At 62.1% G+C, this 21,119-nt stretch carries 18 protein-coding genes; 12 read left to right on the top strand and 6 right to left on the bottom strand.

Translation table 11 applies throughout. From position 1 onward, the window contains the following. Position 1: 1 nt before the first annotated feature. Both lexA and B5G06_RS11105 read right to left on the bottom strand, forming a co-directional pair. The gene (gene lexA / locus B5G06_RS11110) at positions 2-601 is read right to left on the bottom strand and encodes a transcriptional repressor LexA (protein ID WP_087189133.1); all 600 of its coding nucleotides are present in this window, start codon (positions 599-601) and stop codon (positions 2-4) included. 73 nt (positions 602-674) lie between these two features. Continuing rightward, complete coding sequence (locus tag B5G06_RS11105; protein WP_087189132.1) at positions 675-1,514, bottom strand: MerR family transcriptional regulator; 840 nt, start codon at positions 1,512-1,514, stop codon at positions 675-677. A 94-nt stretch (positions 1,515-1,608) separates the two neighbouring features. Between B5G06_RS11105 and B5G06_RS11100 the strand changes: the two genes are divergently transcribed. Next, positions 1,609-2,949 (top strand): MATE family efflux transporter, encoded by a 1,341-nt coding sequence (locus B5G06_RS11100; protein WP_087189131.1) that lies wholly within the window; start codon positions 1,609-1,611, stop codon positions 2,947-2,949. A gap of 202 nt (positions 2,950-3,151) precedes the next feature. Here the strand turns inward: B5G06_RS11100 and B5G06_RS11095 are convergent, their stop codons facing one another. Further along, positions 3,152-4,747, bottom strand: coding sequence for an MBL fold metallo-hydrolase RNA specificity domain-containing protein (locus B5G06_RS11095; RefSeq protein WP_087189130.1), 1,596 nt, complete (start codon positions 4,745-4,747; stop codon positions 3,152-3,154). A 146-nt stretch (positions 4,748-4,893) separates the two neighbouring features. Between B5G06_RS11095 and B5G06_RS11090 the strand changes: the two genes are divergently transcribed. Both B5G06_RS11090 and B5G06_RS11085 read left to right on the top strand, forming a co-directional pair. Then, entirely contained in the window at positions 4,894-5,820 is a 927-nt protein-coding gene (locus B5G06_RS11090) for a LysR family transcriptional regulator (protein WP_087189129.1), read from the top strand. A gap of 164 nt (positions 5,821-5,984) precedes the next feature. Next, on the top strand, positions 5,985-6,746 hold the full coding sequence (locus B5G06_RS11085) for an SDR family NAD(P)-dependent oxidoreductase (RefSeq protein ID WP_087189128.1): 762 nt from the start codon (positions 5,985-5,987) through the stop codon (positions 6,744-6,746). Positions 6,747-6,839: 93 nt separating this feature from the next. Here B5G06_RS11085 and B5G06_RS11080 read toward each other — a convergent pair whose 3' ends face one another. Genes B5G06_RS11080 through B5G06_RS11070 form a run of 3 tightly spaced genes read right to left on the bottom strand, consistent with a single transcriptional unit; the run spans position 6,840 to position 10,612 of the window. Further along, entirely contained in the window at positions 6,840-8,981 is a 2,142-nt protein-coding gene (locus B5G06_RS11080) for an S-layer homology domain-containing protein (RefSeq protein ID WP_087189127.1), read from the bottom strand. A 34-nt stretch (positions 8,982-9,015) separates the two neighbouring features. Next, a complete protein-coding gene (locus B5G06_RS11075; RefSeq protein ID WP_158094704.1) occupies positions 9,016-10,146 on the bottom strand; it encodes an S-layer homology domain-containing protein in 1,131 nt (376 codons plus the stop codon). A gap of 31 nt (positions 10,147-10,177) precedes the next feature. Beyond that, on the bottom strand, positions 10,178-10,612 hold the full coding sequence (locus tag B5G06_RS11070) for a helix-turn-helix domain-containing protein (RefSeq protein ID WP_087189125.1): 435 nt from the start codon (positions 10,610-10,612) through the stop codon (positions 10,178-10,180). Between the two features lie 98 nt (positions 10,613-10,710). Here B5G06_RS11070 and B5G06_RS11065 point away from each other — a divergent pair, with 98 nt between their 5' ends. The 9 genes from B5G06_RS11065 to B5G06_RS11025 all read left to right on the top strand — a co-directional run bounded on the left by B5G06_RS11065 (position 10,711) and on the right by B5G06_RS11025 (position 21,107). Then, positions 10,711-11,418 (top strand): serine/threonine protein kinase, encoded by a 708-nt coding sequence (locus B5G06_RS11065; protein ID WP_087189124.1) that lies wholly within the window; start codon positions 10,711-10,713, stop codon positions 11,416-11,418. A 1-nt stretch (position 11,419) separates the two neighbouring features. After that, positions 11,420-12,688 carry a hypothetical protein gene (locus B5G06_RS11060; protein ID WP_087189123.1) on the top strand — a complete coding sequence of 423 codons (1,269 nt, stop codon included), beginning with the start codon at positions 11,420-11,422 and terminating at the stop codon, positions 12,686-12,688. Positions 12,689-12,702: 14 nt separating this feature from the next. Next, on the top strand, positions 12,703-13,959 hold the full coding sequence (locus B5G06_RS11055) for a zinc-ribbon domain-containing protein (RefSeq protein ID WP_087189122.1): 1,257 nt from the start codon (positions 12,703-12,705) through the stop codon (positions 13,957-13,959). Positions 13,960-13,973: 14 nt separating this feature from the next. Beyond that, complete coding sequence (locus B5G06_RS11050; protein ID WP_158094703.1) at positions 13,974-14,894, top strand: zinc ribbon domain-containing protein; 921 nt, start codon at positions 13,974-13,976, stop codon at positions 14,892-14,894. Positions 14,895-14,897: 3 nt separating this feature from the next. Beyond that, a complete protein-coding gene (locus B5G06_RS11045; protein ID WP_087189120.1) occupies positions 14,898-16,133 on the top strand; it encodes a right-handed parallel beta-helix repeat-containing protein in 1,236 nt (411 codons plus the stop codon). Between the two features lie 14 nt (positions 16,134-16,147). Then, positions 16,148-17,419: a zinc ribbon domain-containing protein gene (locus B5G06_RS11040; RefSeq protein ID WP_087189119.1), complete on the top strand. Its 1,272-nt coding sequence runs from the start codon at positions 16,148-16,150 to the stop codon at positions 17,417-17,419. A gap of 196 nt (positions 17,420-17,615) precedes the next feature. Next, a complete protein-coding gene (locus B5G06_RS11035) occupies positions 17,616-18,119 on the top strand; it encodes an RNA polymerase sigma factor (RefSeq protein ID WP_343286364.1) in 504 nt (167 codons plus the stop codon). A 13-nt stretch (positions 18,120-18,132) separates the two neighbouring features. Next, complete coding sequence (locus tag B5G06_RS11030; protein ID WP_143382738.1) at positions 18,133-18,963, top strand: HlyD family efflux transporter periplasmic adaptor subunit; 831 nt, start codon at positions 18,133-18,135, stop codon at positions 18,961-18,963. Continuing rightward, positions 18,960-21,107 carry an NHLP family bacteriocin export ABC transporter peptidase/permease/ATPase subunit gene (locus B5G06_RS11025; protein ID WP_087189116.1) on the top strand — a complete coding sequence of 716 codons (2,148 nt, stop codon included), beginning with the start codon at positions 18,960-18,962 and terminating at the stop codon, positions 21,105-21,107. Before B5G06_RS11030 ends, B5G06_RS11025 begins: the two co-directional genes overlap by 4 nt. Positions 21,108-21,119 lie beyond the last annotated feature (12 nt).

The raw sequence follows: 21,119 nt of genomic DNA, 5'->3' as shown, positions 1-21,119 counted from the left end.
CTCAGTACCGCCGCACCACGGCGGTAACCTTGCCCAGGATGGCGCATCCTTCGCCGTCGATGGGCTCGTAGTCCGGGTTCTCGGGCATGAGCCACACATGGCCGTCCTTCCGGCGGAGGGTCTTCACCGTAGCCTCGTCCTCAAAGAGGGCCACCACGATCTCCCCGCTGTGGGCATCGGCCTGCTGGTGGACAATCACCAGGTCCCCGGGCAGGATACCGGCATACTTCATGGACTCCCCCCGCACCTTCAGGGCAAAATACTCCCCGGGCCGCCCGCCGGTGTCAAAAGTCAGATAGTCCTCGATGCACTCCTGGGCCAGAATGGGGGACCCGGCGGCCACGCTGCCCACCACCGGCACCTTGTCCTCCGGGACTGCCGGAGTCTCCGGCTGGGCCACGGTGATGGAGCGGGTCTTACCCTCCGCCTTGGTGATGAGGCCCGCCGCCTCCAGCCCCTTCAGGTGGAAGTGGACGGTGGAGGGGGATTTCAGCCCCACATAGGCCCCGATCTCCCGGACGGAGGGGGGATAGCCGTGCTCCGCCGAAAAGGAAATAATATAATCGTAAATCTGCTGCTGCTTGGGCGAGAGCGTTTTCATGGCAGACCCTCCTTTGGTCAGTTTTATCCGACCTCAGTATACCATAATCCCCTCAATATTGCAAACATTTGTTCTAAATTTGCTCAAAATTCTGCCCGTCAAGGTACACCGACAGCCGAAGCAGGTACTGGTCGTAGCCCTTGCCCGCCAACTCGTCCAGCAGCACGTCCTCCCAGAACAGCTCCCCCAAAGTCAGGCCGTGGACATCGGCCCACTCCAGCAGCCGCTGGTAGCCCTCCCGCACGGTGTCAAAGCTGCCGGCATGGAAGTAGGTCAGATAGCGCCCCGCCGGGGCGGTGAGCAGCCGCACCCCCCGGATGGGCTTGTCTACCTGGGTGTAGCAGTAGGTATAGCCCTCCCAGTCCTTCCGCCGGGCGGCCTCCACCGGCAGGATAGCCCCCAGGGCGTAGGGGCTGGCCACCTGATGGGCCTCGCAGTATTCCAGGTGGCGGGCCAGGATATGGGCGTACTTGCCCGCATCGGTGATGCCGGGGGCGGCGGTGGCCACATACCACCGCTGGGGCCATTCCTCCACCACGACCTGGCCGGGCGGGACGGCCAGGGCCTGCCGGGTCAGCTCCGCTTTCCGGCGGATCAGGGACCGCAGCCGCCGCAGCCGGGACAGCTTCTCGGTCAGGGCTTCCTCTTCCTCCTCCAGCAGCTCCAGCAGGGCCTCCGGGCTGCGCCGGTCCAGGTAGGCCTTGATGTCGGACAGGGGCATTCCCAGCTCCTTGAGGACGGAAATGACCTGAAATACCTCGATCTGCGCCGGGGCGTAGTAGCGGTAGCCGTTCTCCCCCCGGATGGCGGGAGAGAAGATGCCGGTTTCATCGTAGTGAAACAGGGTGTGCTTGGTGACGCCGCACAAGGCCGCAAACTCCCCGGTGGTAAAGCGCATCTCTGTTTGATCCATGGCGCAAACCTCCCTCTTGACTATCGGGTTACCCGATAGCTTATCATGATTTGTACTGCTTGTAAACGCTTACTGGAAATGGAGGGAACACGCCATGAAAAACCGGTTGGATCAGGACTTTACCCTGGGCGGACTGCTCCGCTTTGCCCTGCCCACCACCATCATGATGCTGGTGACCTCCCTGTACACCATTGTGGACGGGGTGCTCACCTCCCAGCTGGTGGGAGAGAATGCCCTGGCCGCCATCAACATCGCCTACCCCGCTGTCAGCATCGTGCTGGCGGTGGGTATCATGCTGGGCACCGGCGGCAGCGCCGTGGTGTCCCACCGGATGGGCACGGGGGACCTGGAGGGGGCCCGTCACACCTTCGGCTTTCTGGCCGTGACGGCGGTGTGCGCCGGGGTGTTCTTTGCCCTGCTGGCCGTCTTTGGAGCGGAGCCGCTGGCCCGCCTGCTGGGGGCCAGCGACCTGCTGTTGGATGACGCCGCCTGCTACCTGCGGATTCTGCTGATGTTCGCCCCCATGGCCATGCTCCAGCTGCTCTTTGAGAGCTTCTTTGTGGCGGCGGGCAAGCCCGGCCTGGGGCTGGGGCTCACCATCGCCGCAGGGGTCACCAACGGCGTACTGGATTGGCTGTACATGGGGCCGCTGCAAATGGGCATCGCCGGAGCTGCCGTAGCCACCGTCACCGGTTACTGTATCCCGGCGGTGTGCGGCGTGCTCTTTTTCCTCACCCGAAAGGAGGGGCTGCGCTTCTCCCGGCCCCAGCCCAACTGGCGGCTGCTGGGCAAGGCCTGCTTCAACGGCTCCTCTGAGATGGTGACCAACCTGTCCACCGCCGTCACCACCTTTTTCTTCAACGCCATTATGATGGAGCTGCTGGGGGAGCCGGGGGTGTCCGCCATCACCATCGTGCTCTACGCCCAGTTCCTGCTGGTGGCCCTGTTCCTGGGCTTCTCCATGGGCGTGGCCCCGGTGTTCAGCTTCAACCAGGGGGCGGAGCGGTATGACCGGCTGCGGGCCACCTTCCGCCACTGCGCCCGGTTCATCCTGTGCGCCGCCGTGGGTATTCTGACCGCCGCTCTCGTGCTGGCCCCGGTCATCGTTGGGGTGTTCTCCCCCGCCGGTACCCAGGTCAACGCCCTGGCCCTGGAGGGCTTCCACCTCTTTGCACCCACCTTTCTCTTTGCGGGGATCAATATTTTCGCCTCCGCCCTCTTCACCGCCCTGTCCGACGGGCGGACCTCCGCCCTCATCTCCTTCGCCCGCACCTTCGGCTTCCTGATGGCCGGGCTGCTCCTGCTGCCCCGGATCATCGGGGTCACCGGCGTATGGATCGCGGTGCCGGTGGCAGAGGCTGTCTCCTGCCTGCTGTCCATCGGTTTTCTGTGGCACCACCGGACCAAATTCGGCTACGGGGCCATTCCCGCATAACAAAAAGGGTCTGTTGCAAAATGTGCAGCTCGTACAAAGACCCGTCATTCCGAGAAAAACGGCCGCCCACCGGGCGGCCGTTTTTCGTGGGAATCCGCCCCTTTTGCCGGGGAAACGGATTGCCACGCCAGTGTGCGCACTGGCTCGCAATGACAGGTTTGTGCAAAACAGCTATTTTGCAACAGGCCCTTTGTTATGGGGTTCAGCGGTCCCACTTCTCGATGAGGGCACGCAGCTGGTCGGCAAACTTGCCCAGATCCTTGTTGGTGCCCCCCTTGTTGTGGGAGATGACCTCCATCAGCTTGCGGCCCACTTCCTCCAGCCGCTGGTAGGCGGGAGAGGCACCGGGGGTGGCTGCGGGCTTCTGCTCCGGCGGCAGGCCAGGAGCCAGCATCTTGTTGGACAGCAGGTCGTAGACCTCCTCATAGTTGGGGGCGTGGGCGGCCAGCCCCATCTGGCGCAGGGTGTTGGCGTAAATCTCAGTAACCTCCGCGTCGCCGTGGACCACAAAGACCTGCCGGGGCTTGGGGTTGAAGCTTTCGATCCACCGCAGCAGGCCGTCCTTGTCGGCGTGGGAGCTGAGGCCGTGGAAGTTGACGATTTTGGCCCGGACGGCGATCTCCTCGCCGAAGAGCTTTACCGACGTGACCCCGTTGATGAGCCGGCGGCCCAGGCTGCCCTCGGCCTGGAAGCCCACAAAGACAACGGTACACTCGGGCCGCCACAGGTTATGTTTCAGATGGTGCCGGATGCGGCCCGCGTCGCACATACCGGAAGCGGAGATGATGACCCGGGGGGTCTTGTCCTGATTAAGGGCCCGGGACTCCTCGCTGGATTCGGTGATGGTGAGGCCGGGGAACTGGAACAAGGCGCCCCCCTTCAGGGCGGCGATGGCCTCTTCGTCCAGATAGCCGTGGAGGTCGCCGGAGAAGATGCGGGTGGCCTCGCCCGCCAGGGGGGAGTCCACCACCACCTGGAAGTTGGGCACGCTCTTCACCAGCCCCTGCTCCTTCATCTCCCGCATGAAATAGAGCAGCTCCTGGGTGCGGCCCACGGCGAAGGATGGGATAATCACGTTGCCTCCCTTGCCCAGGGTCTCGTCAATGATGGCGGCCAGGTCGCCGGTGTAATCCGGGTTCTTGTCCATGTCGTGGAGCCGGTCGCCGTAGGTGGACTCGGTGAGGACGTAGTCGGCCTCCCTGATGTACTCCGGGTCCCTGATAATGGGCTGGTCCCGGTTGCCGATATCGCCGGAGAATACCACCTTCCGGGTCTCCTCCCCTTCGGTGAGCCACATCTCCACGCTGGCCGAGCCCAACAGGTGGCCCGCGTCCACAAAGCGCACCTTCACCCCGTCCTCGATCTGGAGGCGGGTGCCGTACTCACAGGTGACGATGTGCTTGATGGCGGCCTCGGCATCGGCCACGGTGTACAGGGGCTCCACCGGCTCGGCGCCGGCGCGCTTGCCCTTCTGGTTCTGCCACTGGGCGTCGCTCTCCTGGATGTGGGCCGAGTCCCGCAGCATAATGCTCAGCAGCTGCCCCGTGAGACGGGTGCAGTAGATGTTGCCTTCAAAGCCCTGCTTCACCAGCAGGGGGATGCGGCCGGAGTGGTCGATGTGGGCGTGGGTGACCACCACCGCATCGATGTACCCGGCATTGAAGTCCAGCTCCTGGTTGTCCCGCTCGTCCCTGCCCTGCTGCAGGCCGCAGTCCACCAGAATCTTCTTCCCGCCGCACTCCACACAGTGGCAGCTGCCGGTCACGGCACGGGCTGCGCCGAAAAAGGTCAGTTTCATGGGGCACCTCCTTGTGCATTTTCTACAAGGTTATTGTACTCCCAAAACCCGCCGGTGTAAATAGTGGAGTGACCGGGTCGGCCCGGGATGATTTCTTTCCTTTTTTGCCGGAATCCGGTATAATACGGGGGAAAGGGCGTGAGTCAATGGAGTTTTCCCAACTCAACTACTTCCGCACCGTGGCCCGCACGGGAAATATCTCCCAGGCGGCCCGGGAGCTGTTTGTCACCCAGCCCAACCTGAGCCGCTCCATTGCCCGGCTGGAGGGGGAGCTGGGGGTCCCCCTCTTTGAGCACCGGAAGGGCAAGGTGGTGCTCAACGAATATGGCCGGATCTTTCTCTCCGGGGTGGAGAACGCCTTCGGGGAGCTGAACGCCTGCATCCAGACGGTACAGCGGTTATATGAAAACAACCAGAATATCCTCTCTCTGGGCTGCTCCATCGACGGCTTTCTCCCCGACATCCTCCAGCCCTTCTCCCGGGCCCACCCGGAGATCGGCATCCGCCAGTACCAGGGGGACGCCTCCCGGCTGGCCCAGCAGCTGGTGGAGCGCACCCTCACCCTGGCGGTCACCCCCTACCCCCTCAACCACAATCTGCTCACCTTCCGCCTGCTGGGGGAGATGGACTACGGCCTGTTTGTCCACCGGGACCACCCCCTGGCAAAGGAAACCGTGGTGGAGCTAAAGGCGCTGGCCTGTCAGCCTCTGATCTGCGACGCCTCCCGGCTGGACGCCAAAACCCTCCGCTCCATCTGCCGGGCCCGGGGTTTTGAGCCCACCCTGGCCTACGAGGTGGAGAGCACCAGCCTGGTCTACCGTCTGCTGGAACAAAAGGCCGGGGTGGCCGTGATGCCGGTATCCCAGATGCTGCGGCTGCGGGCCCTCTTCCCCGACAGCCCTATTCTGGTCATTCCCCTGGAGGAGGGGGTCCCTCCCGCCAGCCTGGGGGTGTCCTACCACAAGGGTTATCCCCTCACCGACGCAGCCAACGCCTTCATCCAGTTTGCCACCGACTGGCTGGTGCAGGAGAAGGTGCGGATGGCCGCCGTAGGTATAACTTCAAAAGCATAATGCTGCGCCGCAAGGGGCATTTTGAAAGTCCCCTCTGTTCCGCTATACTAAGGGTATCACAGCGGAACAGAGGGGACTTTTTCTATACCTATTTTATATGACTCAGGTCTGTTCTGATTAACGGCGGCAGGGCCGCCCACAACATAGAAAGGATGAACAACCACATGAAACGTCTGGAAGGAAAAGTCGCTATCATCACCGGCGCCAACGCCGGCATCGGCAAGGCCACCGCGGCCCTCTTTGCCCGTGAGGGGGCCAACCTGGTGCTGGCCGCCCGCCGGCTGGACAAGCTGAAGGAGGTGGAGGAGTACGCCGCCGCTCTGGGAGTGAAGGCCATCTCGGTATCCACCGATGTCAGCGTAGCCGCCGACTGCCGCCGGCTGGTGGACACCTGCGTGGAGACCTTCGGCCGGGTGGATATCCTGGTGAACAACGCCGGTATCGACGACAAGAATATGTCCATCACCAACTGCGACGAGGAGCTGTGGAACAAGGTCATCGCCGTGGATCAGACCTCGGTGTACTACATGATGCGGGAGGCCCTGCGGTACATGGCCCCCGCCGGCTCCGGCTCCATTGTCAACATCTCCTCCATCGGCGCCACCCGCTCCAACGCCGGTGTGTCCTACACCGCCGCCAAGATGGCGGTCATTGGCATGACCAAGAATGTGGCCATCCAGTTCGCCGGCAAGGGCATCCGGGTCAACGCCGTCTGCCCCGGCCCCACCCAGACCGACATCTTTGATCCCGCCAATCTGGCCACCTTCGACAACGACTTCTGTCACCTGTGCGGCAAGCACTTTGACGGCTCCCTGCCCCGCACCCAGCCCGAGGATCAGGCCAACGCCATCCTCTTCTTCGCCAGCGACGAGTCCAAGGCCATCAACGGCGAGACCCTGGTGGTGGACTACGGCGCCACCATCTGATCCCAACTTCTCCTCACATAAAAGGCCCCGGCGGCAGACCGTTCTGGTCTGCCGCCGGGGCCTTTTGTGGTGGAATGTTCGGATAAAGCACAGTCAGTTCATGGGCACGACCCGGATGGCCACGGCCACGGGGGTGCTGCCGCTGTAGATATAGCCCACGGATACCATGGTCTGAATGTTGGGAAAGCTGCCCAGGTTGTATACGTCGTAGGTGTAGCCGTAGCTGATGCCGCCCTGGCTGTTGGAGAAGCGGAAGCCATGGCCCTCCAGCATGGTGATATACAGATCCATGACGCTGTTCCGGTTGCCGGACCCGCCGGGGATGTTGCTCAGGTTATACACATACATGGTGGTATCCCCGTCGGGGTCCTCCTGCATGGTGGGCACGCCAAACATGGCGCCGAAATCGGGCACATTGGGATACTTGCTGTAGGTGGCGTCCAGATCCATGTCGCCGGTATTGCCGCCGGAGCTGCTGCCCCCGGAGGAGGACTGCTGATCGTCCTCGTCACCGTCGTCCCAGTCGCTGCCGCCATTGTCCCAGCCGCCGCTGGCGCCGCCGCCCAGGGTGATGGTGTAGCTGCCCCGGTCGCCCAGGTCGTCAATGATGCGGAAGTCGCCTCCCACGGTGGTGACGGTGGAGGGGGTGGGACCGCTGTACTCTCTCACCGACACCTTGACGTAGCCGGTGGAGTGGGCCAGGACGGGGTCGGACATGGTGGTGCGGTTGTAGCTTCTGCCGTCGATGACCACGGTGTCGTTCTGGATCAGCACGGTGATGTCGCTCTTGTTGCGGACCAGCAGGTAGACCTCGATCTCGCTGCCGTCGTCAGAGTAGGGGTATTTCTGGGTCTTGCCGTAGTAGAATTCCACATTTTCGTCGCTGTACAGCTTCTCCTTGCCGCTGACGGCAGGGATGGTGTCGTCGGTCTTGCCGGTGTACAGGTTGGTGGCGTCAAAGCGGGCATAGGTGGTCTTGGAGCCGCTGCCCACGCCGCCCAGGATCACCCGGAACTGTCCGCCCACGGTCTGGACGCTGTTCAGGTTCACCAGGGAGGAGTCGTAGTTGTTAATGGTGACCGTGACGGTGCCGGTGGAGTTGGCGGACACGTCGTCGCTCATGACCAGGTCGTTGAAGGTGTAGCCGTTGAGGCTCACCGCGTCGGCCTGGACGGTGATGGTGCTCCCCGTCTTGTTGGTCACATTCAGATAGAGCTCGGCCTCGCCGGCGTCATATCTGCTCTTCTGAACCTTGGAGAACTTGATGCTGACATTGGAGTCCTCATAGAGGGGCTGGGTGGACAGGGCCCGCTTGGACACGGTGACGGTGCAGGTGGCCTTGACGCCGCTGGAGGCGGCGGCGGTGATGACGGCGGTGCCGGGGGCCACGGCGGTGACGGTACCGTCGGCGGCCACGGTGGCCACATTCTTGTTGGAGCTGGTCCAGGTCAGAGCCTCAGTGGAGTTGGCAGGGGTGACGGAGGCGGTGAGCTTGCCGCTCTCGCCCTGCTGAATGGCCAGGGTGGCCTTATCCAGGGTGATGGCGGTAACGGTTACCGGCTTCTCCTCCAGGGTCACCTGGCGGCGCTGGCCGGGCAGAGCCATGCGGGAGATGATGGTGGCTACCGATGCCCGGTCGATGGGCGTCTCGGGCAGGAAGGTGCCGTACTTGTCGCTGCCGGTGAGGATGCCCGCCCGGTAAAGGGTGTAGATATCCTCATAGTTGGCGGACCCGGCGGCCAGGTCGGGGATGTCCCCGTTCTCGATGGTGTTGATGGCCTCCAGTTCCTCGGCGGGCAGGGCCTTCACCAGGATGCCGGCAAACTGGCGGCGGGTGGCGTTGGCGTTGTAGTCGGTGAACTGGCCGGCGGTGATGATGCCGTTCTCAACGGCGTAGTCCACATATACCTGGTACCAGGGTTCCCCCTGCTGGAAGCCGGCCTTGCCGGTGTGGTAGATGCTGTGCAGGCGGCAGGCCAGAGCCAGGGTGGAGCTGATGGTCAGGTTTTGGGTGGGAGAGAAGGTGTTGCCGCTGCTTCCCTTCACCAGGTCCAGCTCGTAGGCCTTCTGCACGCTCTCGGCGTACCAGCTGGAAGTAGCCACGTCGGTAAATTTCCCGGCGGGATAGTCATTGACCTTTTTGAAGTGGTCCATGTTGTCTGCCGCCAGGGCCGCCGGCATCAGGCCCACCATAAGGGCAAGGGCCATCAGCAGGCTCAGCAGTTTGCGTTTCATCTCAGTTCCTCCTTGTCATTGACTTGCGGGCTTGTCATCCCAGAGTGGCAACAATCTCCTGTATGGCGGCGATCCGCCTCTCAGCTTTGTCCATGGACGCGCAGCCCTGATCAAAATAGAGACTCCAGGTATATTTGTTGATCTTGTTCTGGTGCCCGCTGCACTCATTCCACAGGTCATCCCGGGTCACTTTGATCAGCTCCTGAAGGCTGGTGTATCCGTCATAGGAGATGGGAATGGCATCCACATTCTTCAGCACATCCCGGGCCAGATCCAAAAACCCCACAGCCGTCACACCATTGGTCATGATTAAAAGGGTAGATGTGGGACCTACCAGATTGGGCATGGAAGAGTCCTCCACGATCTTGGCCGATCTCTGTCCGCCGGCAATGGCCTCACCGGCTTTGTCGATGTCATTCTTCAGGCTGCTCAGCTGTCCGGGGGTGAGCGTCGGGGTGCCGGGGGTGGGCTCCGGCTCCTTCTCCTCCAGGGTCAGCTGCTTGCGCTGGCCAGGCAGAGCCATACGGGAAACGATGGTGGCTACCGATGCCCGGTCAATGGGCGTCTCCGGCTGGAAGGTGCCGTACTTGTCGCTGCCGGTGAGGATGCCCGCCCCGTACAGGAAATAGATAAGCGCCCCGTAGGAGGAGCCAATATCCACATCGGGGATGTCCCCCGGCTCAATCTGGTTGATGACCTTCAGCGCGTCAGAGGGCAGAGACTTAGCCAGGATGCCGGCGAACTGGCGGCGGGTGGCGGTGGCGTTATAATCGGTAAACTCGTCACTGGCGATGATATCGTTTGAGATGGCGTAGTCCACATACACCTGGTACCAGGGCTCCCCCTGCTGGAAGTCGGCCTTGCCGGTGTGGTAGATGCTGTGCAGGCGGCAGGCCAGCGCCAGGGCGGAGCCGATGGTGATGTTCTGAGTAGGAGAGAAGGTGGTGGCGCTGCTCCCCTTCACCAGGTCCAGCTCGTAGGCGTCCTTTACGCTGCCAGCATACCAGCTGTCGGCGGCCACATCGGTAAAGGTCCCGGCGGTGTAAGTATTGACCTTCTGAAAGTTATCCAGGCTCTCCGCCGCCAGGGCCGCCCCGGGCAGCAGGGACACAGACAGCGCCAGGGCCAGCGCCCCGGCGCAGATCTTTTTTCCAATGAATCTCATGTGCTTTGCTCCTCTCATTTGGTGGACCGCATCAATACAGGGTCTTTTCATTTTCGGCAAACAGCTTGTCGTTGATCTCTCCCAACTCCATGTGATGTACGATGCCGAAACTGATGATGGCATCCCGCTTCAGCCGGGGATAGAGGGGGGCGTAGCCGGCCTGCTTAAGCAGCCGCTGGGCCTCCTCCAGGGTGGTCTCCAGGCCCACGCACAGGCAGAGCAGCCGGTCCCGGGAGGGATTGCGCCGGCCGGCAAATACCTGGTGGAGATAGACCTCGCTCATCCCCGCCCTCCGGGCCAGGGCCGCCTTGGAAAAGCTCTTCTTTTCATACAGCTCCGCCAGCAGCTCCGCAACGCTCTGGTTGGCAAAGAACGGCTGATTGTCGTGGAGATAAGAGTCAATGTTGGCCTCGCTCATCAGATCATGGCTCAGATCGCCCGTGGTCTTATTTTCCAATCCTATCACTCCCTTTACTTTCAAATGGAAATCGTTTATACTAAATTTACAACAATTTGTACCTGGATACAATATGCCCACTGCATAGTGTACAAGGTTTTTCAGGGGTGATTTCTATTTATACCTGGCTGTCAAATGCGCTTCAGGAAGAGTATGAGCTGGTCCAGATCTTAAAGGAAAGCCCCCGGGGCAGCGTACAGCTCATCCGGCACAACGCCACCGGCAGGCGTCTGATCCTGCGCCGTTTCACCGGCAATCCGGAAGTCTACCGAAAGCTGCTGGACTACACCTGCCCCAACCTGCCCACCGTGTACGAGGTGGCTGTAGAGGGAAGCAAGGTCCTGACGCTGGAGGAATTTGTGGAGGGCGACACCATGGGCTTCCTGCTGCAGGAGGCCCTCTTTTCACCGGAGGAGACCCGAAAGATCGTCCGGCAGGTGTGCAAGGCCCTGTGGGTCCTCCACTCCATCGGCGCCGTCCACCGGGATGTGAAGCCGGAAAACATCATCCTCCGGGGCGATGAGGCGGTGCTCATCGACTTCGACGCCGCCCGTTTACATAAGCCGGAGCATGACAATGACACCCAGATTCTGGGCACCACCGGCTTTGCCGCCCCGGAGCAGTACGGTCTGTCCCAGTCGGACATCCGCACCGACATCTACTCCCTGGGGGTGCTCATCAACGTGATGCTCACCGGAGAGCATCCCTCCAAGAAGCTGGCGGGGGGCAAAATGGGCCGTATTGTGGACCGGTGTACCCACGTCAACCCCCAGCACCGCTACCGCAATGTGCTGCGGCTGATGGAGGTCCTGTGACATGACCGGCGGGACCAGGCCCTGCCCTGTCTGCGGCGCCACCCTCCCCAGCGAGGCCTCCTTCTGTCCCTACTGCATGGAAGCTCTCCGCCCCCGGCGGGAGGCGAAGGCACCGGTCCGCCGGTGGCTCCGGCCACTGAGGCGGGTCCTTTTTCTGCTGGCGCTGGCCACCTTGGCTGCGGCGGTCTGTTTGCTCTATGACGCCGTTACCCCCGACACATACGACGCCTGGGGGGAGCTGACCTACCGTCTGAACGGCAACGATTACCATTTAGCGGCCACCTTCCGTAACGACAGCGCCCCGGAGCCGGAATACACCGTGCAGACCATCGAAGACTGGGATTATGACCGGGCCGCCAAGCTCTTTGTGACCCATGTGGACACCGGCGCCGACGCCGGGCAGGTCTTCCGCCAGCAGGTCGAGACTATCCAGGTCCAGGTGGTCCAGCCCCAGGACAACCCCTCCCCCATCACCTGGCAGCAGCCCACCTATCAGGGCGATCCCGCCGCCGAGGGGATGGCCCTCTCGCCGCTCTATTTTGACGGTCAGAGCCGGGGGGAGGCAGAGGTTCGGTGGGACATCCGCATGAAAAACGGGGACACCATCCTTCTGCGGCACAAGATGGTGATCGAGCCGGTGGATGTAGTGGACTACACCCCGGAGGAGTACGACATGGACACCATTGAGGATCTCCAGGCCCTGGTAGATCAGATCCAGGCGGAGGTCCCCCTGCCCACGGTGGTGCGGCTCAACCTGCCTCCCGTCCACTACGAGGGGGGCCTTATCATCACCGGGCGGCCCATCAACCTGTACGGCGCCGAGGATGACAAAAAGATGCGCACCGCCTTTCTGGGCCCGGTGACGGTGGACGTGGACCGGGGCCCCCAGTGCTTCATTCAGAACATCGACTTCCGGGGCAGCGGCTCGGGCACCGGCCTCACCGTGGAGGCCGACGGCCGGGTGCAGGACTGCCTCTTCACCGGCTGGGACACCGGCCTGCTGGTGGGCGGAGACGACTGGGCCGACCCCACCGGGTGCTGGTTTGAGGACAACGGCGTGGGCTTCCGCTTTGACAGCGTGGGGGACTACGTCAACGGCAATATGCTGGAGGGCAACACCTTCCGGAACAACGGCACCGCCGTGGAGCTGCTCCGGGTACCCGGAGCCAAGATCCTCTACTTCAACGGCTGCGCCTTCTCCGGCAACGGCCTGAACCTCTCCAACCCCGCCGACCACCCCACCGACCTCACCCGGGCCACCTTTGACTGAGGGAGGCGAGTGCTATGAATTTACGCTGCCCTCACTGCGGCACGCCCCTTCCAGCGGAAGCCTCCTTCTGCCCCCACTGCGCCCAAAACCTCCGCACCCGACATGAGGTGGATACACCCGTCCGCTGGTGGCTGAAACCGCTGCGGCGGGCTCTCCTGCTGCTGATGCTGGCCGCCCTTGGCTGGGGAGGCTGGCTGGCGTCCGACGCCCTTGCCCCGGACGTATATAGGGCCTGGGGGGAGCTGACCTATACCCTGAATGGCAGCGACTACCACCTGTTCCTTACCTGCCGCACCGACATAGTCCCCGAGGCGGCCCACACCATGCAGGTGGAGGAGGGCGGGGTCTACGACCGGGTCTCCCGGCTGTTTGTCGCCCATGTTGACTCCGGCGAAGACGCAGGACGGGCCTTCCTCAACCAGACGTCTGAGGTTCAGGTCCGGGTGATCCAGCCGCCGGACAGCCCTTCCCCGGTGGTCTGCTCCCTGCCCATAGACCCCAATGACCCCTATGACGGCCTGGCCCTGACCACCCTGGATTTTACCGGCCGCAGTCAGGGGCCGGTGGAGGTAGAGTGGACCATCACCATGAAAAACGGGGACACCATCTTCCTCCGCCAGAAGATCGACTTCCAGAGGGTGGACACCGCCCACTACTACCCGGAGGACTACCCCATGGACACCATTGAGGACCTCCAGGCCCTGGTGGATCAGATTCAGGCGGAGGTCCCCCTGCCCACGGTGGTGCGGATCCACCTGCCGCCGGTGACCTATGAGGGAGGCCTCACCATTGACCGGCGGGGGATCAACCTCTCCGGCTCCACCGACGGGCAGGGCCGGCGCACCACCTTCTTAGGGCCGGTGGTGCTTGCGCCGGAGGAGGACCCTCTGTGCGACATCGAACACATCGACTTTGTGGGGAACAGCACCGGCACCGGCCTCACCGTGGCCGCCCAGTACCGGGTGCTGGACTGCTCCTTCACCGGCTGGGAGATCGGCCTGCTGGTGGGCGGGGAGGCCTGGGCCAACCCAAAAGACTGCCTCTTTACCGACAACGACATCGGCTTCCGCTTCGACAGCGGCGGAACTTACTGCAATTACACTGACTTTACCAACAACACCTTCCGGAACAACACGGTGGCGGTGGACCTTTTGCGGGTGCCCGGCCTCAGGACCATTGACTTTAAGTTCTGCCTGTTTGACAGCAACGTGGCGACCATCCTCAACCCCAACAACCATGCCATTGATACCGGAGGCGCTACCTTTACATGAAAGGGATGATCCCTATGGAACACAAATGCCCCCACTGCGGCGCATCTCTCCCGGAGAATGCCTCCTTCTGCCCCCACTGCGCCCAGAGCATCCGCACCCGGGAGGCGGCCCCCGTCCCCACCCATATGTGGCGGAAGGGTCTGAAATGGGTGCTGGCTCTGGCCATCGTGGCGGCGGCCGCCCTGGTGGGCTGGGCGCTGCTCCATGAGCATCCCACCGGTCTCCCCGCCGGGGAGACCACACCGGTGGTCTTTCAGGAGGACGAGGACGGCATGGTGACGGCCACTCCCGAATATCTGGAGGAGTTCTTCCCCACCCTCACCTGCATCGACTTCCGCACCACCATCAAGACCAGCGACAACATCGACGACTATCTGGTGGACAGCTTCCAGATGGCCACTCTGGTGTCCTCCCGGGGCGCCCAGAACGCCGTGGGGGAACGGGGGATGTACAACGCCGGCAGCGACTCCAATAATCGGGTGGCTCTGATGATCTTTGACGACAACACCCACCTGATGGGCTATTTCATCGGCTCCCCCACCAACCTGGGGGGCGGCAAGTGGCAGATGGATGTGGTACACTGCGACTACGACTTCACTCCCCTCTACGAGGAGGAACTGGCCGCCTTTGAGGGCAGCTGGGAGGACGATTTCTCCACCTACATTCCGCCGGAGGAGATCCCCTCCTCCGGGGCGGTGTGGTTCCTGAAGGGCTACAACACCGGCCGGGGCCCGGTGCTTCGGGAGGACGACGCCCAGATCTACGCTCTGTGGCACACCCTCCACGGCCCGGAGCTGGAGCGCCAGTGCCGGGAGATTGAGCGGCTGGAGGAGTCCCTGCCCCGTGAGGACCGGTGGATGTGCTACCTGCTGCTGGACGCGGACTATGACCTGCTGGGCTACACCATGCTGGATTACCAGGGGAACGGAGGATAGGAGATGGAACACAAATGCCCCCACTGCGGCGCGCCTTTGCGGTCGGAGTCCTCCTTCTGCCCCCACTGCGCCCAGGATATCCACCCCCGGAAAGCGGCCAAAACCGCCACGCCTCTGCTGAAAAAGCTGCTGCTTGGGCTGCTGGCTCTGGCGGTGCTGGCCGCCGTGGGGTTGGGGCTGTGGCTGGCCTTCGCCCCCAGGACCTACGACGGCTATGGAGAGGTCCACTACGGGGACTGGCAGCTCCTGCTCACCCAGCACACGGACCGCTACACCCCCGTGCCGGAGATGACCATTCCGGGGGAGCCGGAGGGCCAGTATCGGGTGCCCTCCCGGCTGTTTATCAACGACAGCACCGGCAACGATGTCTCCGACGCCTTCCTGGCAGAGGTGGAGGAGGTCAGCGCGGCCTTCATCGGTCAGGAGGACAGCCCCTCCCCCTTCCAATGCTCCCAGCCCGCCTACAACGAGGGGGCGCCTGAGTGCCCCCTCATCTCCCTCATCGACTTCACCGGGGAGAGCGGCGCAGCGGAGCTGGTGTGGACCTTCCAAATGAAAAACGGAGACACCATTTACCTCCGGCAGACCTATGAGGTGGTTCCCATCCCGGTATATGACTACCACCCGGAGGACTACCCCATGGACACGGCGGAGGAACTCCAGGCCCTCATCGACACCATTGGCGACCAGGTGGACGACCCAGTGGCGGTGATCAACCTCCACCTGCCCCCGGTGACCTATGAGGGTGGGATCACCATCCGGGACCGGAGCCTGAACCTGTACGGCTCCGCCGACGAAGGCGGAAACCGCACCACCTTCACCGGCCCCGTCCAGGTGGTGGCCCCCGACGGCGAGATTGCCTATCTCCAGGACATCGATTTTGTGGGGAGGGGCAGCGGCACCGGTCTCTCCGGCTCCGCTCCCTTCCGGGCCACCAACTGCACCTTCACCGGCTGGGACACCGGGGTTTATGCCTACGGCACCAGCTGGGTCAACGTCATCGGCTGCACCTTCCAAAGCAACGGCATCGGCTTCCACTTCGACAGCACGGGAGACTACGCCAACCACTCCATGTACAACGACAACCGCTTTTTTGGCAACGATGTGGCGGTGCGGCTGGACAACGTACCCACCGACATAACCCTCAACTTCCAGGGCTCCATCTTCCGGGCCAACGCCCAAAGCATCCTCAACCTCTGCGACCAACCCCTGGATCTGTCCCAGGCCACCTTTGAGTAAAGGAGAATCCCACCATGGAACACAAATGCCCCCACTGCGGCGCGGACCTGCCGGAAAACGCCGCCTTCTGTCCCCACTGTGCCAAGGATATCCACCCCCGTAAGCAGGCAAAAACCGCCAACCCCCTGCTGAAAAAGCTGCTGGTGGGCCTGCTGATCCTGGCGGTGGCCGCCGCCATTGGCGGAGCAGTCTGGTACTTCAACCGGCCCTATGAGCCCCAGGAATTTGACGCCCTGGGAGAGGTGTACTACGAGAGCGGGGACAAGACCTACCAGCTGCTGGTGGCCTGGCCCAACGACCGCTGCGCTCCCGCCCCCGACATCTACCAGCAGGGCTCCCCCGATGAGCAGTACCGCTGGCCCTCCCGGTGGTACGTCAACGACGCCGCCACCGGCGCCGACGCCTGGGCGGAGTTTGAGCCTCTGGTGGAGCAGGTCACGGTGGAGGTGGTCCCCGACGAGAATGCCGCCGATACCCTCACCGCCGGGGAGCCCCGTCATGACGAGGACTACTCCCCCGACGCCGCCATGATCTGCTCCCTGGACTTTACGGGCAATTCCGGGGAGTCCCAGATCGTCTGGACCGTTCAGATGAAAAACGGGGACGTGATCCGGGTCCGCCAGAACATCCACGTCACCGCCATTATCACCCACGAGTATCACTGGGAGGACACCCCCATGGACACCGTGGAGGACCTCCAGGCCCTGCTGGATCAGACCGCCCAGGAGATCGCCCCCTCCGACCTGGTGTACATCTATCTGCCCCCGGTGACCTATGAGGGAGATCTGAATCTGAGCCGCTCCTATGAGTTCTACGGCTGCACCGACCAGGGGGCGGACCGCACCACCCTCAAGGGTTCCATAACCATGGACGGCAGCGCCAGCTTCTACTGGATCAACTACTTCTACGACATGGATTTCGTGGGGGACGGCGCCGATACCGGCATCATCGCCCCCGTCAAGGCCTGGGCCACCGGCTGCTCCTTTACCGGCTACAAGACCGGCTTCCAGTCCCAGGGGGAGGCCTGGATCAACGCCACCGAGTGTACCTTCATGGAGAACGAGGTGGGCCTCCACTTCAACGCCACCGGCCAGTCCGCCTCGGACAGCCGCTACCACGACAACCAGTTTGTGAACAACGGCACCGCCGTGCTGTTGGAGAACGTGCCCACCGACATCACCCTGGACTTTGCAGGCACCGTGTTTTCCGGCAACGACACCGACGTGGACAACCAGTGTGACCATCCCATTGATTTGTCCAACGCCATCCTTGATCCGGAAGGGTAACCCATATTGATAGACACACAGCCAAACCGACTGATTGCCATCTGGACGAACAAGGGCCTGCTGTCTGCGTATCGCAGACAGCAGGCCCTTTCCTTATCGGTGGGTTTCTGCATTGCAATGGAAAAAGGGCAATGCTATAATAATATACAAAATATCCAGCATTTTTATAGAACGATCATTTGAAGAAACTGGGAGCGTGGACCGGGTGAGCTTTGAACAGGTATATCGCGAATATTATCTCAAAGTATTCCGCTATATAAAACAGCATACGCTATCCCGCCAGGACGCAGAAGATCTGACCCAGGAGGTCTTTGTGGCTTGCTACCGGAATTTTGACAGCTTTGACCCCCAAAAGGCCTCTGTGGGGACCTGGGTCTATGTCATCATGAAAAACCGCCTGAAAAACTACTACCGGGACAAGAAGGAGTTCCTGTCCCTGGACGATGAGAATATCCCGGAACTGCCCGGGGACACCTCTGTGGCCCAGGCCATCCTGCTGGAGGAGGAGCGGCGGGCCCTGTCCTCTGCCATGAACATTCTGTCTGAGCGTGAACGCACCATCATTGCAGAACGGTATTTCCATAAAAAGACCTCGGGGGAGATTGCCGGTATCCTGAAGATGACGGACGTCAATGTCCGGGTGACCCTCAAGCGGGCCCTGGAGAAGATCCGGAAGTACTTTGAATCCCAAGGACTGTGAGGTGCATGATCCCATGACAAGCGTATTTCGCAAAACCGCGTTGGAGCGGCTCAGCTCCCCCGACCGGCTGGATGGTATGCTCAAGCTCACAAGCCCCATGTCCTGGCTGGGCATTGCCGCGGCGGCCGTCCTTGCGGCCAGCGTGGTCATCTGGTCTTTTGTGGGGCGCATCCCCACAACGGTGGATACATACGGCTTTCTGACCTATGACTACGGCGTCAATTCCCTGTACAATACAGCGGCCGGAGAGGTGTCCTCCCTGCTGGTGCACAGCGGCGACTGTGTAGAGGCGGGAACGCCGGTGGCGGAGATCCTGACTTCCACCGGACAGACCGTTGTGGTACCTGCGGACCAGTCCGGCATGATCCGGGAGGATCTGGTGGCGCCCGGAGAGTATGTGATGCCCAATCAGGCCCTGTTCCGCATCTCTCCGGACAGTGACAGCGGGCTGTCGGTGGTCTGCTATGTGAGTCAGGAAACCGCCCTTCAGCTGGAACCCGGCATGGAGGCGGTGATCTATCTGGACGGCGTGGGGGATGCCTGCGGCTGGATGGAAGGCCAGGTGGCCTGTGTGGACCGGGTCCACACCACCGCCGAGTCCATGGCCGCCGTGGTGGGAAACGACGCCCAGACCATCGAAATGCTGATGAGCGCTGGGCCTGTGGTGGCGGTGACCTGTACCCTTCGGGAGGACAGCACCACCGCCAGCGGATATTATTTTTCCGGCGCCGCCGGGGCTGAGCAGGTCCTGTACGGAGGCTCCTCCGCCTCGGTGCAGATCACGCTGGGACAGAGCGCCCCTATCGCCTGGGTCTTTCCCATGTTTGGAGGGGAGGCCTCATGAGCAGATTATACTGCAAAACCCCCACCATCTTTCAAATGGAAGGAACGGAGTGCGGCGCCGCCTCTCTGGCCATGATCTGTGCCTATTGGGGCAAATATGTGCCGCTGGAGCAGATGCGGGTGGAGACGGGCGTATCCCGGGACGGCTGCAACGCCCGCAACATCATGTACGCCGCCCGCAAATTCGGGCTGGAATGCCACGGCTACCGCAAGGAGCCGGAAGCTTTGAAGCAGCTGGAGATGCCCTGTCTGATTCACTGGAACTTCAACCATTTTGTGGTGCTGGAGGGCTTTAAGGGGTCCTTTGTCTACCTCAACGACCCGGCCCTGGGCCGGCGCAAGCTGACCATGGAGGACCTGGACGAGGGGTTTACCGGCGTGGTGCTCACCTTCCACCCCACCCCCCAGTTTGAAAAGGCCAAACGGGAAAACACTCTGTTTCCTCTGATTAAACAGCGCATCCGGGGGCAGAAGGGCGCTCTGGCCCAGATGCTGTGTCTGGGTCTGCTGATGATCCTCCCCGGTCTCATCCTACCCGTCTTTTCCCAGGTGTTTCTGGACCGGGTCCTGGGGGCGGGCGCCGTCCCCTGGTTTTACCAGTTCATCGGCTTTCTCATCCTGACCCTCCTGTTCCGGATTCTGTTGGAGGCATACAGCGCCAGGCTCCTGTTGAAGATGCAGAACAAACTGACGCTGCTGTCCTCCCGGGAATTGCTGGAGCACCTGTTCCGCCTCCCTGTAGGCTTCTTTGCCCAGCGCTCCCCCGGCGACCTTTTGGGCCGGGTGGGAAATAACGACAACGTCAACAACTTCATCGCCGGCGATCTGGCAAACATTTTTCTGGACATTTTCGTGGCTGCCTTTTATCTGGTGCTGCTGCTTTTCTACAACCCCCTGATGACCGCCATCGGACTGGTGGGGATTCTGTTCAATGTTGTGATCGCCAGAATCACCGCCAGCCGGATTTCCAACCGGGTGCAGAAGCTGCAGCAGGACAGCGGCAAACTGACCGGCGTGGTGTGCGCCGGTCTCAGCGTTACCTCTACCCTGAAAGCGTCGGGCGCGGAGAGCGCCTACAGCTCCCGTGTCCTGGGCTACCAGGCCAAGGCGGCCTCCACAGAGCAGGCCATCAGCCAGACCCAGTCCGTGACAGGGGCGCTGCCCGGAATGGTGGACAACCTGATCGATATTCTGCTTTTGCTGGTGGGCGCAGTCTTTGTGGTCCAGGGTCATATGACCCTGGGTATGCTGTCGGCGTTTACCTCCCTGTTTGCCTCCTTCTCCGCGCCTGTGGAGACGCTGGTGGCCTTTATTCGGCAGATTCAGACGCTGAAAGCCGATATTGCCCGGGTAGACGACATCCTGCGCCATCCGGTGGATGAGAAATTCCAGGAAACCACGGTGCAGAAATTTTCTCAGGCCAAGCTCTCCGGCCGGGTGGCCCTGGAGGAGGTCTCCTTTGGGTACAGCCATCTGGCCAAACCCCTGGTCACCGGCTTTTCCTTTTCTCTGGAGCCCGGCTGTTCGGTGGCCCTGGTGGGCGGCTCTGGCTGCGGAAAATCCACCATTGCCAAAATCGTCAGCGGGCTGTATCGCCCCTGGGCAGGCAGGGTCCTGCTGGACGGAGTCCCGCTGGAAGAGATCCCGTCGGACGTGCTCCATGCCAGCGTGTCCACCGTAAGCCAGAATATTACCCTCTTTTCCGGTACCATCCGGGACAATCTGACCATGTGGAATCACGCCGTTCTGGAGCGGGACATGATTAACGCCGCAAAGGACGCCTGCATCCACGAATTGATTACCCAAAAGCCGGGCGCATATGAGTTCAGGCTCACCGAGGGAGGAAGCAACCTCTCCGGCGGACAGCGTCAGCGCCTGGAAATTGCCCGTGCCCTGGCGACCAACCCCACTGTGCTCATCATGGATGAAGCCACCAGCGCCCTGGACCCCATCACCGAAAAACAGATCATTGAGAACATCAAGCGCCGCGGGTGTACCTGCATCATTGTGGCCCACCGGCTCAGCGCCGTACGCAACAGCGATGAGATCCTGGTGATGGATGGCGGCAGCATTGTGGAGCGGGGTTCCCATACTCAGCTGGCGGCTCTGGACGGACTCTACTGCCGGTTCATGTCAATGAACTGAAAGGAGGCTGCA

The organism is Flavonifractor sp. An52 (assembly GCF_002159385.1).
Classification (GTDB): Bacteria; Bacillota; Clostridia; order Oscillospirales; family Oscillospiraceae; genus Flavonifractor; species Flavonifractor avicola.
This window is presented reverse-complemented; position numbering and strand designations above follow the sequence as displayed.